Genomic DNA, 13,735 nt, shown 5'->3' on the forward strand with positions numbered 1-13,735 from the left:
CCTATTCCATATTTTGAAAAAAATCCAAAAACGGTTTCCCATACTTCCGGTATTTGACTTCCCCCACGCCTTTAATCCTCAGCATATCCGCTTCGCTCGTCGGGCAGACGACGCTCATTTCGCGCAGGGTCGCATCGTTGAAAATGATATAAGAAGGAACATGCTCCTTCTCGGCCAGATCGCGCCGGATGAGGCGCAGTTGCTCGAAAACCGTCTCGTTGACCGCGGACGGGCCATCATCGTAGCCTCTGCGGCGCGAGCCGCCGCCTGAAGCGGCCTGTTTGCCGGCGGCCGGCTCCGGCGCGCGCAGCATCACTTGATGGCGGCTTTTCAGCACCTCCACGGCCAGCGGCTGTAGGCGTACGACCGGGTACTGCCCTTCGGACAGGGCCAAATAACCCTCGGCGATAAACACGTTGATCAGCTCGGAAATTTCTTTTTCCGTGCGCGTCCGCATCATTCCATAGGTTGGCAGTGAGTCGAAACCGTACTGCAGCACCTTTTTGTTCTGCGAGCCTTTGAGGACGGAGGAGACCAGCGACACGCCAAACCGCTCCCGCATCCGGTGGATGCAGGAGAAGACGATCTGCGCGTCCCGAGTCATGTCGACCAGCTCGCGTTCGTCCCGGCAGGAGCTGCAGATGCCGCACGGCGTGTGGTCATGCTCCTCGCCGAAGTAATCGAGCATCGCCCAGCGCAGGCACTTGGTCTGATAGCAATATTCCACCATCTGCTGCAGCTTGCGGTATTCGTTGCGCTTACGACTCTCGTCCTGCGGATTTTGCTCGATCAGAAATTTTTGCGTCATGATGTCCTGCGGGCTGAACAGTAAAATGCATTCGCTCGGCTCGCCGTCGCGGCCGGCCCGGCCGGCTTCCTGGACATACGCCTCCATATTTTTCGGCATATTGAAGTGGATGACGTACCGCACGTTCGACTTGTCGATTCCCATGCCAAACGCGTTGGTGGCGACCATCACGCGGATATCGTCATACAGGAACGCCTCCTGGTTTTCCTCCCGCTCCTTGTCGGACAAGCCGGCGTGATAGCGGCCCGCCGGAATGCCGGAGCGGCGCAGCCGGTCGTACAGGTCGTCGACCTCCTTGCGGGTCGCCGCATACACGATGCCGGGCTGATGGGCGTGCGTGTTCGCATAGTTCATGACGAACTCGCGTTTATTTTCGCCGCGCAGCACCGACATCGCCAGATTGTCCCGGCCGAGGCCGGTGACAAAGACGGCCGGCTCCGCAAGCCGCAGCAGCGACACCATGTCGTCCATGACCTCCGGCGTCGCCGTCGCGGTGAAGACCGCGATAATCGGGCGCTGCGGCAGCCCCTGCACAAACGGCGAAACCGCCAGGTAACTCGTCCGGAAGTCGTGCCCCCACTGCGAAACGCAGTGCGCTTCGTCCACGGCGACGCAGGAGATGGTCAGCCCGCTCATCTCCTCGCGGAACCAGTCCAGCTCCAACCGCTCCGGGGCCACGTACAGCAGCTTCAGCTCGCCGCGCCGGGCGGCGCGGATGCGCTCGTTCACCTCTTTGCCGGTGAGCGTGCTGTTGATGTAGGCGGCGGAGACCCCCATCGTGGTGAGTGCGTCCACCTGGTCCTTCATTAAAGAAATGAGCGGCGACACAACCAGCGTGAGTCCCGGCAGCAAAAGCGCCGGAACCTGGTAGCAGATCGATTTGCCGCCGCCGGTCGGCATAATGCCAAGCGTATCCGCGCCCGACAGCACGCTTTCCACGATTTTTCGCTGTCCTTCGCGGAAATCGGGGTAACCGTAATATTTTTGCAGCAATTGCCGCGCTTGTTCCATGTTTGCTGTTTGTGAAATCATTTGTTCCTCACTCTTCTCCTCAACTCCATATACTTTAAGTTTACCGGGCTTGGCCGCATTGGGCAACCACGATCCGGGGAACTCACCGCCCGCGTCTTAGGTTGGGCCGAAATCGCCCTCTCGATCGAGGGGGTTGCCGAAGGGGCCCTCTGTGGTGCTCCCCCGGTCCCGCGTGGTATATTGGGACTGTACCTATTTCGGAAATGGAGATTTTGGATCAATGAAGGATAACAAACAACAGCGTTTCAATACATCGCGTCCTCCGGGGAAAACCCGGGATTCGAAGCCGCGTTTGGGGCCGGTTGCAAAGCCGTCCGCCGCCAGCCGCGAGCAGGCCGACCGGCTGAAGTCCGGCGACAGGATTATCGTTACGGTCAAGCGGCTCGGGATCAACGGCGAAGGGGTCGGCTACTACCGCCGCAAAGCGGTGTTTATCGAAGGCGCCATTCCCGGGGAAGTCGTTAAGGCGGAAGTCACCAGTGTATCGGACAAGTTTATTTCCGCTACCATCAAGGAGATCGAAAAACGCTCCCCTTACCGCGTGGATGCGCCATGTCCGGTTTTCGGCATATGCGGCGGCTGCCAAATCCAGCATCTGTCTTATGAAGGCCAGCTCGCCGGCAAAGAGGACATGGTGCGCGAGGCTTTCTCCCGTTATGGTGGGCTGCAGGACGTGCGAATCAAGCCGATGCTGGGCATGGATCATCCCTGGGGCTATCGCAACAAAGCGCAGCTGCAGCTCGGCATGGCCCAGGAAGGCGTGATCGCCGGACTGTACGCGGCCGACTCGCACAAGCTGATCGACATCACCGGCTGCCCGATTCAGCATCCGAAGATCAATGAAGCGGTGGACCGGACGCGCAACGTCCTGCAGCAGCTGCAAATCCCCGTCTACCGGGAAAAAAGCAATCAGGGGCTCGTCCGCACGATCGTTGTTCGCTGGGGGTTCCAGTCGGAGCAACTCCAGGTCACGCTCGTGACAGTAAGCGACAAGCTGCCGCGCCAGGCCGATCTGATCAAAGCGCTGCGGCTGGCAATGCCTGAATTGACAAGCATTGCGATGAACGTCAACCCGAAAAATACTTCGCTCGTTTTCGGCAACAAGACGGTGATTCTTTGGGGCAAAGACAGCATCCGGGAGTCGCTTGGCGACCTGGAGTTTACGTTATCGCCGCGCGCCTTTTTTCAGCTAAACCCGATTCAGACGGTCAAGCTGTACGAGACGGTGCGCGCCGCCGCCGGGCTGACCGGCCGGGAAACGGTCGTCGACGCCTACTGCGGCACCGGCACGATCGGCCTGTGGCTGGCGCCTTACGCCCGGGAGGTGCGCGGGATCGAGTCGATCCCCGAGGCCGTGGAAGACGCCAAGGCGAACGCCGCTCGCAATGGGCGGGACAACGCCGTCTTTTACGCCGGCTACGCCGAGGAGCTGCTGCCCCGCTGGGTGAAGAGCGGCTTCGCGCCCGACGTCATCGTCGCCGATCCGCCGCGCACCGGCCTCGATCCCCGCTTCCTCGAAGCGGTGCTGCGCACGAAGCCAAAGCGCTTCGTTTACGTCTCCTGCAACCCTTCCACCCTGGCCAAGGACTGCAAGGTGCTGCTGGACGGCAGCTATACCATCGACTGGGTGCAGCCGGTCGACATGTTCCCGCAGACGAGCCATGTGGAGTGTACAGTGTTACTTAAATTAAAAGGGGCTTCCGATTAAGCCCCTTGCAATAGTTCGCTCATTTCCTGAGGGTGAGCAATATTGTAATGAATCTTGATAGAGCCATCTTGATGGACTTCTATCTTTTCAATTACCTGATGGAGCAATTGTTTTAGAGCTTGTTCATCATCAATGTCAAGCTGTGCAAACAACGCAATTTTCTTTTGAAAGGCACGGAATTGTTCTTCCGTGTCTTTTTGCGTTTCTAGAATGGTTTCTAATTCCGTTTTGCGTTTGGCAAGGACATGTTGTTCTTCCTGATTGCGTTGATTTTGGGCATTAAACTGCTCAAGGGTAAGAGCCTGATTTGAGAAGAGGGTTATTAGTCCCTGAACATTCTTCTCTAACTGTTCTTGTTGCTTAAGAATTTGTTGTACGCACAAGGTCCTTTCTTAAAGTTACGGGCAGGATAGTTCAAAAGTTTTCGCGAATACCCTACATATGGGATTATTCACGAAGTTCGTGAATAAGACGTTATGCGCCATTACCGGTAAATATTAAAGATAATATTTAAGGAGATAATTTATGAAAGGTAAAATACTCTTATTATTTTTTATTACGATAATGTTTTCATCTTGTCAAAATATTAGTCAATCGACTACTTTGAACGGCGAAACTAAATCAATAATGAATTCTGAACTGCCTCCTGATGTAGTGAGTACAGGTAATGGAACAGAATCGAAAAAAATAACTGAAGGTCGATCAGATCCTTCTAACAATGAAGTGTTATCCATGAACATAGGGAACTATGATTTGACTGGAGAATTTTATGATGAAATGCTTCGAAATCCTATAGATCATGATTATGAAGTGGAATTTAATGAATTTCAAAATTCCAAAGAGATTATTACAACATTGGGATGGGGGGCTTTGGAAAGCAAATATACAGAGATTTGGGATAAAGAGTTGAATCAAATATATAAAAAGCTTCTTTCTAAGTTGGATAGAGAACCAAGAGAAGCACTAATTGAATCGCAGAAAGAATGGTTACAGTATCACTTAAGGGAAACAAAATTTGTAGAGAAGACATTTATTAATAATGGTTACCTTGGATCACAAGGATCGGTAAGCCTAGGCACGGTTATACGGGAGAGAATTAGGGAAAGAACAATGCAATTATTTGAATATCGATATTTGCTAGATGGTGAAGTTGAGTTTTTATACCAAAGTAAAAAATAGTGTTGGAATCTTGATCAAAGGTTTTTAGGTGATGCTTCGAAGACAGTAACGGCGCATAACACTGTATTCACGCTGCGGGGCTACCACCCCTTGGTTGTCAGATGTATAATCTAGGAAGAAGCTCAGACAACAAACGGCCCAGCCTAAGATAAGAGCTATCTAGGGCTGGGCGTTTTCGTGAATACAAGAACGTTGGATTGAAATTTCCGCAATCCCTAACATTCAACATGTAATCTTGTGATGAAAAGTTAGTATTGATGCTTACCATTACTTTGGTACAGATGAGTGTTATTTATCCGATCATTATGCCAAGCTGGTAAAGCAAGGTGGCAGTTTGGTCTTGTGAATCCCGGTCTTTCGAGGGAGAGCCGCTACAGAAATGTGGCGGCTGTTCCTGTTCCCCATTAGGTCCGGAAGGAAGAAGGAATCTATGATTTTACCAATCAAACAACTCATTTTATAAAGGAGAGGATTAACCCATCTGGTGGCGAAGTAATCCATAACGCAGCCACCAACATCCTTTGTGCCCCGTTCTCCCAAAGAATCAAACGGTGCATATTTTGCATGCTAGAATGCTATATTGATAGTAATAGTGCAGGATCAGTTTGATTCTCGGATAAATAATCCTTACGAACGATTAGGAGAAAGGCTATGGTAAACCAAACTTTGTTGATTCTTTTGCAGGAAGAGATGAAGATGGGGCTTAAAGGGGGGCTGTATCATCAGACTCAAATTAAGCTTACATACAATTCCAACCGTATTGAGGGCAGCAAACTGTCGGAGGATCAGACTCGTTACATTTTTGAAACGAATACGCTTAAATCTATCAAGAATGAGGATTGAACATGCATGAAACCATGAGATAAGCTGATCCTGAAGTTCGTTAGGTAATCTTTTCTAAGATATAAAAAAACCTTCAGTTTGATTTTATTTTATATCACCCTGAAGGTTACACAAACTTATTTACGCTCTTATATTTTTATAATTATTGGAGAGAATAAGACTTTTTAAATCTATTTTCCCAAATAAATTGGAATCGCTGTTTCCCATGATACTATTTGTGCTATAAATTGCTCTTCTGAGAGATGGCTCAATATATATTGGGTCCCGGCCGCAGTAAGCGCAGTATGAACATATTTCACCGTGCATTCAGTATCTTCACCTAGTTGTCTGGTTGTTATGTTTATGACTGATACCAGCTGTCCGGGGGTAGTTCTTACATATTCGACCTCCCTGCCGACATCGTAAACGGAACATACCCAAACGGTTTCAGGCATACTTTGCTGCGTGGTTGTAAATACACAATTCTTTTCAGCTATTCCCGATTTAGAATAAAGCATTGTGCTCTCCCAGTCGGAAATCCACTTCTTTTCCGCTTCAGGGCAAAAGGCTTTAAAGACTGCCCGACAATCCCCCTTTACATGGATAGTATGCGTGAACTTTTTTCGCAGTGCGTTTTTCATATGATTCTCCTTTCATATTTTATATACTGAATATAAAACTATGAAGCTATAAACAGGTCAATATAAATTTTATTGAAAGGAGATTCAATTTGTTAAGAATAAGTGATTTATGCAAAATGTACAAAATATCAAGGAGCACCTTGCTCTATTATGATTCAATCGGATTACTCAAACCTACGGAAAGAACAGGAGCAAATTATCGACTGTATTCAGACAGTGATTCATTGCGGCTTGAGAGGATATTGAATTTTAGAAAATCCGGAATATCATTGGAAGAAATTAAACATTTACTCGAATATGAAGAGATTGGCTATTATAAAATTCTTGTGGACAGATTTAACCAAATCAATAATGAAATCGAAAAATTAAAAGCACAGCAAAATTATATAGCAAGCATGTTAAAGAATAATGATCTCCTAAGAACCTCCGAACTGATAAATATGAGTACATGGATGATGCTCATGCGTTCATCCGGTTTTGATGAAGACCAATCAAAAAAATGGCACATGCTTTTTGAGCAGATTTCGCCCTCGGAGCATACAATTTTCCTTGAAACATTGGGGTTGTCAAAGGGTGAGATTAATGAAATTAAAACATGGTCCAAAGGGCCACGCTTGACATAAGGACGAGTTAATAAATGAGTATTTTTTAAGAAAACTACAAGCTTTTCAACTCAAGTTTGGATGGAGACGTCAGGAGGGCCATCGACTTCCACGAGGGAGACGAGGAGGCGCTTAAGGAGCTAATCAGCGCTGCTGTTGCCTTAAATAAGTCCAGCCGCAAGACTTCCCGCAAGGGGTGAGCTTCTCTGTAACAAGGGTTCGTGCCCGCTCGGGTTGAAAGACACGGAATTGTTCTTCCATGTCTTTTTGCGTTTCGGGAATTGACAACCCGCCCTCATTCGACTAGTATCTAATTTAATGAATATCTAATTTGATATCCGCTAAATTTATTGATTGAGGGAGGACAAACATTTTGGATAATAATCATACGCGATTTAGAGACTCTGTCGTTAAAAATTTCTTTACAACCGAAGGACGGTTAAAGAACATTCCCGTACAGTTTAAGAAGAAGCTTGTTGTATTGGAACACCTCGTATCAAAGCTAGAGCCGGGACGAAAGTACAGCGAGAAGGAAATAAATGATTTTATTAAGGATTATCATGATGACTTTGCGACAATACGCAGGGAATTTATTATTCACCAGTTCATGTTTCGGGAAAATCAAATTTACGAGCTAAACCCGCAAGAAATGTGGGTAAAATGGGATGAGCTCTCATGACGGCGTTAGGCACTAAAGCGGCACTCATTTATGATCAGCGGCGAAGATAACACCGGCCGATTCTCTCGCCGCTTGCACGATCTCCATGACTCTCCGGCTGTGCTCCAGCAATGACTCCGCGGCCTGCGTGTCCTGCTGGGCTATAATCCGTTCAAATTCCACGAACTCGTCATACATCCGATGCGCGTGATTTTTATGGTCTACTTTTTCCGGCTCTTGATGTTGGAGGGTACAGGTATACGAATCGCAGATATTGGCCGGACTGTTCATCTGAATGCTGCCCTTGTCTCCTTGGATGCTGTAGAAGGCGGTAGCCGAGCTATCTTTGGCGCCGACGCATACGGCCTTAAAATGTCCGTAATCCAGCAGCAATACACCGGAAGTGTCGATACCCCGCTCTATATTGGCCATATATTGCACACGCTCCGGGCTGCCAAACAATCCGGTCACCCAGTGGATATTGTAAATGTTGATGTCCATCAGCGCTCCGCCGGACATTGCCGGATCAAACGCGGGCAGCGTGTTCCCTGCTTTAAATGCGTCATAACGGGAAGAATACTGGGAGAAGTTGCACTGCACTATTTTAATATCGCCAAGCAATCCCACACATTCTTTTATCGATTGGTAATTCGGCAGATGAATCGTTGTGACCGCCTCCAGCAGCATCAAGCCCCGCTCACGCGCCAGCTTGTCCAACTCCAGAAACTCCCGCAAGTTAGATGTAAAAGGCTTTTCGCAAATCACATGTTTGCCCTGCAGCAATGCCTTTCTGGCAAAAGAATAGTGCAGATGATTGGGCAGTCCGATATAAACCGTATCCAAATCATCCTCCAGCATGCTGTCGTAATCCGTGTAAATCGCCGGAATCCGGTACTGCTGCTGTAAATGCTCCAGTTTCTCATAGCTTCTCGGCGTGCCGCAGATGGCAATGACGGAAAGGTTAGGAATCTCATGAATAAAACTCAACAAATCCAACACGATCTTACCCGCGCCCGCTATTCCCAATTTCATCTAATCCTCACTCCTTATCCTTTTAATGACTCCATTATAGGAACATAAACTCCCGCTCGCATAGAGACTGCCGCCAGAATGGTACATATGTTCAGCCGTGTCGATGGCGCTCCCCCTAATGCTGAACCAAATGTTCATTTTCTATACTTCTTAGCGATGCCTTTGGTACAATAAATCTTGAGGTGGGTCTGGTCAACTACTCATGATTAAAGTCACGAGCTTGTAACTGCCCGGAAGTGCATGCGGCAAAAAGTCTCCTTCCTTAACATGGCGTTACTATAGGCAGGTTACATCTGCCCAATTGTATAAGTATACCTATACAATCCCTTCAGTGATGTACTTCATTCCAATACGCTGAAGATTCATGGCGGCCACTCGATCATCATTTGAGCTATACCCGCATTCTTTACATTTGAAGTGATGCTTCTTCTTGTCCCGGTTCCCTTTATTTTTATGTTCGCACTTTGGGCAGGTCTGAGAGGTGTACTTGGGATCCACAGCAATCACTTTTGCCCCATTTAATGCAGCTTTGTACTCGATCATTTTTCTTAGTTGATAGAAGGACCAAGATACTGATTCATAACGTTCGTTAAGTCGAATCTTTTCCGTTTTACTACGAACACCTGTTAAATTCTCCAACACCATCAAAGTGTTTGCACCATACTTACGGACGAGTGCCTTCGATATACAATGATTGACATCATGCATCCAACGGTTTTCTCGTCCTCCAATCCGCTTTAGTTTCCTTCTGGCGGAGGCTGTGCCGACTTGTTGCAGTTGTTTACGCATATGCTTGTACCTCGACCGCTTGTCTTTGATCGGTCGACCATGGAAGAACGTACACTTGCCCTGCGAATCATAACTGGTGGCGATAAAGTTGATCCCCAGATCAATACCCACGACTTGATGAATGTCACCTGTTTCGATTTCGGCGATTTCTTTGGATACTGGAATATGGAGGAAGAAATTACCCTTCTTGTGGACCAACTTTGCAGTGCCGTATGACCAAGATCCGTCAAAGTAAGATTCTATACCTTTCGTCATGTAGGGTACTTTAATCCGACCATACAGCGTGTTGATAGAGATGATTTGTTCGGAGAGCGAGTAGTCCCTATTCCACACTAGGTCGTACTCGGGCTTCTTGAAAAGGACGCGTGTCCAAGGGTGTTTGTTGCTGAGTAACGACTTGTATCTGGCGATGACGGTTCTCATAACGGACTGGGCCATTTGCGACCGGAGAGAAAAAGCATTGCGCAATTCTCGATACATCATGTTGTGGAGTAAAGTCTTGGAGAGGATTTTGTCTTTATGTATAAGTAGAGACAAGTGGTTGCTCGCATCGCGGTAAGCGCACAAGGTTTGCCGTAACCAATCCGCTTGTTGTTCATTAGGCAGTATTTTCACTTTCGCTGTTAAAGTAAGTTTCAAGCCTGTCACCACACTTCAAAGAAAGGTGAAGTCAATACAAGGAAGCAACATCTATCTCATTCCATTATACCAAACATTTGTTCTTGTTTGAAGCAGTAGTAATGTCTTTGCAATATTTTGAAGGGAGGAAGTAAAGGAATATAGCTTGTCTGTGAGGTAGACTACGCAAATTCCTCTCAAGACTAAAGTCTCGAGTATCCTTTACGTTATTGATGAAAATACTAACATCGTTGAAGGAAATGCGAGGTTTTACGCCTAACGAACAGAGCATTGCCGCCTATGTTCTGCTGAATCCGGAGAACTGTCTGTCCTTAAGCATCCATGAGCTTGCCCGGGCCGCTTTTACCTCTCATTCCGCCGTGGTTCGTCTAACGCAAAAGCTCGGCTTAGCCGGCTTTAAGGAATTCAAAATCAAACTAGCCCAGGAGCTGCAGCAGTCCCTTCAGCATATTTCCGGCGTGGATCCGAACTTGCCTTTCCAGGTTCATGAGTCTTCCATCCAGGTAGCCAAAGGTATGGCCGAACTGATGAAGGAGACCATAGAGAAAACATTTGTTTTGCTGGACAATGAGTTGTTGAACCGGTCTGCCGAAATGCTGAACCGGGCGAAGCGGATTTTTATGTTTGCCTTGGGAGATTCTCAGATTCGTGCCCAAAGCTTTCAAAATAAACTGATTAAAATCAACAAATATGCCATTATTGCCACCGAACTGGCGGAATGGGCCCATCATACCGTGAATATGACTCCGGAGGATTGCGCCGTTTTTCTGACGTATCACAGTAAATCTCCCATTTATTTAAAAGCCGCCCGGCATCTCAAAAATTCCGGAATCCCCATGCTGGCCATCACCTCTTCCGCCCGGAGCGAACTGGCCGCACTCAGTACGATTTGCATTCACGTACCAAATGACGAGTTGTCCTATGCCAAAATCGGTACTTTCTCTTCCCAGATCGCTTTTGAATATGTACTAAACGTGCTGTATTCCTGCATTTACAAGATCGACTATCCAAAAAACAGACAAACCGCACTCCAGTCGCTAACTGCATTTCGGGCGTTTGACATGATGCAGGATTGATGAAACAGTGCGTTCCTCGCGTAACAGCTGTCAGTTGTCGACAGACCACTAGGTTTGTGCTATGGTAATTCACAAGGCATTTCACTCCCGCCGGAGCGAGGTGCCTTTATTACTATCATTCGATGAACCAAGGCGGTGATGTCATGGTGCTCTTTTTATCCCCCTGGCTGGGGGACGAAATCAATGTTCGCTGACGGATAGAGATTTTGGGAGCACAAAATATTATTGTAGAACAACAAGGAGTGTTGTAATGATGAGAGCATGTTTTGCAGCGGAACAAAGATCACCCATGAACAGGTCGGGCCTAAAGCGCATGCGCCAAAGCGGACGCCTTCCGGGCGTAGTTATGGGATTGAACCAAGAAAGCGACATGATTCATATTTCATCGCAGGAATTTCAACGTTGGATCAGAGGCGGAGGATCAGGGATGTTGGAGATTCAAATGGAAGGCTGCGAAACCATCCCTGTGCTGCTCGAAGGATTGCAGCGGGATGCTGTGACACGCGAATATATTCATGTGGATTTTCTCCGCGTAAAGACGGATGAACTCGTTCGTGCGAAAGTAACGCTTGATTACATCGGTATCCCAAAAGGGACGAAACTGGGCGGTATCTTGCAGACGCAGAGCACATTCATCGAGGTCGAAGCATTGCCACATCAGTTGCCGTCATCCATCAGCGTCGATATTAGCGAGCTGAATATTGGCGATTCACTTCTAGTCGGAAATGTAAAGCTTCCGCCCGAAGTAACGCTGTTGTCTTCGGAAAACGAACTGCTCCTTTCGATTGTTACTCCAAGGGTCCAGTCGGAGGAGGCCGATGGCGAATCGGCGGGAAAATAACGATAGATAAGAAGATCAGGACACGATGTCCTGATCTTCTTTTTGCCCTTTAATCATCGAGCAACAACTTCCTCCGCCGCGCCGGCGATATCCTTTGCTGTGAGCTTATAGAACTCCTTCAAGTATTCGAGCTTGCCGACCTGGCCAAATTGTTCCCTGACGCCGATCCGCCGCATTCGGGTAGGGCAATGTTCGCTGAGCACCTCGGCCACGGCGCTTCCCAGTCCGCCGATCACGTTATGGTTTTCCGCCGTAACGACCGCTTTGGTTTTTTCGGCGTACTTCACGATTAAATCTTGATCAATTGGTTTAATCGAGAACATATCGATCACTGACGCTTCGATGCCCTGCTCTTGCAGCAGGTCAGCCGCTTTTAAGGATTCCGCCACCATAATCCCGCTGGCAATAATGGTGACATTGCCTCCTTCACGCAGAACCTTGCCTTTCCCAGCTTCAAAGACCTCATTTTCAGGATACAGCTTTACTGCATTTTTGCGGATCGTTCGGATGTAATGAATCCCGTGCTCTTTTTCAATCTTGCGAAGCAAGTAACGCAGCATGGTGGAATCGCTCACTTCATATACATGAGCGCCGGGAATCAGACGAACAAGGCCGAGATCTTCGAATGCCATATGTGTACCGCCGTTATGCTCAGCTGTTACTCCGGCATCAGACCCTAATATTTTTATATTCGTTTTCGCATAACCGCCTGAAATGAAAAGCTGGTCAAAGGTGCGGCGGGTAGCGAACTGGCCGAATGTATGGACATAAGGGATTCTTCCTGTAAGCGACAGGCCGGCTGCAACCCCCATCATATTCGCTTCCATAATCCCGGTATTGATGATTTGCTCCGGAATCTCTTTGATAATTTTATTCGTGGAGATCGCGCTCATTAAATCAGCTTCCAAACCGATGACATTGGGATTTGCCTTCGCCAGCTCCAATAACGTATTGGCATACATTTGACGCATTTCCACATTCTCTAATTCATAGTTTTTGGCACTTGCGTTCATCATGACTCCACAGCCTTTCCAAGTTTAGTTTCCAATTCCGCAATTGCACTTAAAATAGCGGCTTCATCTGCTTCACTGGGACGAATATGATGGTTATCGGCCTTTTCTTCCAAATAAGGAACGCCTTGCCCTTTGACCGTATCTAAAATGATCGCAATCGGCTTATCTTTTTGCGCTTTTCCTTTTTCAATGGCTTCATAGATTTCCTGTAATGAACTGCCGTCTACCTTCATCGTGTAAAAACCAAAGGCATTAAACTTCTCCGCAAAATCCAGCGGATCAATAATATCCTTCGTCAAACCGTCCAACTGCTTTTTATTGTCATCCACGAAAACAAAGAGGCGATTCAGCTTATGATGTGCCGCGAATTGGAAGGCCTCCCAGCACTGCCCTTCGTTCAATTCACCATCACCCACAATACAATAGGTGTAATTGTCCTTATTTGATAGTTTATGAGAAAGAGCTACCCCAACAGCCGCCGAAATTCCTTGACCTAACGATCCTGTTGTCATATCAACGCCAGGTGTTAAATTTTTGTCGGGATGCGAAGGGAGCTTCGTGCCATTCTGATTTAACGTATACAGAACTTCTTCGGGAAAGTAGCCTTTAGCCGCCAAAGTGGCATACAGCCCCGGCCCGCCATGGCCTTTGGATAAAATGAAGTAATCGCGTTCCTCCCATTTCGGGTTTTGCGGATCGACTTTCATCACTCCACCATACAATACGGCCAAAACCTCAACGATGGACAAGCTGCCGCCGTAGTGGCCAAAACCAAGGTGATGCAGCTCTTTTAACGTTTTTAAACGAACCTCATCACGAAACAATTCCAATTTTTGCAAATCCAAACTCATTATAATTTCCTCCCTTTTGTATACCCGCAATACTGTCAACAAAA

At 47.7% G+C, this 13,735-nt stretch carries 13 protein-coding genes and 1 pseudogene; 7 read left to right on the top strand and 7 right to left on the bottom strand.

Translation table 11 applies throughout. From position 1 onward, the window contains the following. Position 1: 1 nt before the first annotated feature. On the bottom strand, positions 2 to 1,819 hold the full coding sequence (gene recQ / locus ACLD72_RS09435) for a DNA helicase RecQ (RefSeq protein WP_458475720.1): 1,818 nt from the start codon (positions 1,817 to 1,819) through the stop codon (positions 2 to 4). Between the two features lie 241 nt (positions 1,820 to 2,060). Here recQ and rlmD point away from each other — a divergent pair, with 241 nt between their 5' ends. Next, a complete protein-coding gene (gene rlmD, locus ACLD72_RS09440; RefSeq protein ID WP_411000273.1) occupies positions 2,061 to 3,548 on the top strand; it encodes a 23S rRNA (uracil(1939)-C(5))-methyltransferase RlmD in 1,488 nt (495 codons plus the stop codon). Here rlmD and ACLD72_RS09445 read toward each other — a convergent pair. Continuing rightward, positions 3,545 to 3,931 carry a hypothetical protein gene (locus ACLD72_RS09445; protein ID WP_411000271.1) on the bottom strand — a complete coding sequence of 129 codons (387 nt, stop codon included), beginning with the start codon at positions 3,929 to 3,931 and terminating at the stop codon, positions 3,545 to 3,547. The genes rlmD and ACLD72_RS09445 overlap by 4 nt on opposite strands. Positions 3,932 to 4,073: 142 nt before the next feature. On the opposite strand from ACLD72_RS09445, the gene ACLD72_RS09450 reads away from it, so the two are divergent. Together ACLD72_RS09450 and ACLD72_RS09455 are read left to right on the top strand one after the other, a co-directional pair. Then, complete coding sequence (locus ACLD72_RS09450; protein ID WP_411000269.1) at positions 4,074 to 4,727, top strand: lysozyme inhibitor LprI family protein; 654 nt, start codon at positions 4,074 to 4,076, stop codon at positions 4,725 to 4,727. Positions 4,728 to 5,378: 651 nt separating this feature from the next. Further along, positions 5,379 to 5,570: a hypothetical protein gene (locus tag ACLD72_RS09455; RefSeq protein ID WP_411000267.1), complete on the top strand. Its 192-nt coding sequence runs from the start codon at positions 5,379 to 5,381 to the stop codon at positions 5,568 to 5,570. A 170-nt stretch (positions 5,571 to 5,740) separates the two neighbouring features. Here ACLD72_RS09455 and ACLD72_RS09460 read toward each other — a convergent pair whose 3' ends face one another. Further along, entirely contained in the window at positions 5,741 to 6,190 is a 450-nt protein-coding gene (locus ACLD72_RS09460; RefSeq protein WP_411000265.1) for a hypothetical protein, read from the bottom strand. An 89-nt stretch (positions 6,191 to 6,279) separates the two neighbouring features. On the opposite strand from ACLD72_RS09460, the gene ACLD72_RS09465 reads away from it, so the two are divergent. Then, the gene (locus ACLD72_RS09465; protein ID WP_411000264.1) at positions 6,280 to 6,813 is read left to right on the top strand and encodes a MerR family transcriptional regulator; all 534 of its coding nucleotides are present in this window, start codon (positions 6,280 to 6,282) and stop codon (positions 6,811 to 6,813) included. A 370-nt stretch (positions 6,814 to 7,183) separates the two neighbouring features. Continuing rightward, a pseudogene (locus ACLD72_RS09470) lies at positions 7,184 to 7,471 on the top strand (DUF2087 domain-containing protein); the annotation flags it as partial. A gap of 24 nt (positions 7,472 to 7,495) precedes the next feature. Here ACLD72_RS09470 and ACLD72_RS09475 read toward each other — a convergent pair. Both ACLD72_RS09475 and ACLD72_RS09480 read right to left on the bottom strand, forming a co-directional pair. Then, positions 7,496 to 8,482 (bottom strand): Gfo/Idh/MocA family protein, encoded by a 987-nt coding sequence (locus tag ACLD72_RS09475; RefSeq protein WP_411000262.1) that lies wholly within the window; start codon positions 8,480 to 8,482, stop codon positions 7,496 to 7,498. Between the two features lie 315 nt (positions 8,483 to 8,797). Continuing rightward, positions 8,798 to 9,910: an RNA-guided endonuclease TnpB family protein gene (locus ACLD72_RS09480; protein WP_411000260.1), complete on the bottom strand. Its 1,113-nt coding sequence runs from the start codon at positions 9,908 to 9,910 to the stop codon at positions 8,798 to 8,800. A gap of 212 nt (positions 9,911 to 10,122) precedes the next feature. Between ACLD72_RS09480 and ACLD72_RS09485 the strand changes: the two genes are divergently transcribed. After that, on the top strand, positions 10,123 to 10,986 hold the full coding sequence (locus ACLD72_RS09485) for a MurR/RpiR family transcriptional regulator (RefSeq protein ID WP_411000425.1): 864 nt from the start codon (positions 10,123 to 10,125) through the stop codon (positions 10,984 to 10,986). Between the two features lie 253 nt (positions 10,987 to 11,239). Beyond that, the gene (locus tag ACLD72_RS09490; protein ID WP_458475721.1) at positions 11,240 to 11,827 is read left to right on the top strand and encodes a 50S ribosomal protein L25; all 588 of its coding nucleotides are present in this window, start codon (positions 11,240 to 11,242) and stop codon (positions 11,825 to 11,827) included. Between the two features lie 53 nt (positions 11,828 to 11,880). Here the strand turns inward: ACLD72_RS09490 and ACLD72_RS09495 are convergent, their stop codons facing one another. Together ACLD72_RS09495 and ACLD72_RS09500 are read right to left on the bottom strand one after the other, a co-directional pair. Further along, the gene (locus ACLD72_RS09495) at positions 11,881 to 12,843 is read right to left on the bottom strand and encodes a transketolase family protein (protein ID WP_411000256.1); all 963 of its coding nucleotides are present in this window, start codon (positions 12,841 to 12,843) and stop codon (positions 11,881 to 11,883) included. Beyond that, positions 12,840 to 13,691 (bottom strand): transketolase, encoded by an 852-nt coding sequence (locus ACLD72_RS09500; RefSeq protein WP_411000254.1) that lies wholly within the window; start codon positions 13,689 to 13,691, stop codon positions 12,840 to 12,842. The genes ACLD72_RS09495 and ACLD72_RS09500 overlap by 4 nt, the downstream gene beginning before the upstream one ends. Positions 13,692 to 13,735 lie beyond the last annotated feature (44 nt).

This window comes from Paenibacillus lacisediminis (genome assembly GCF_046567315.2).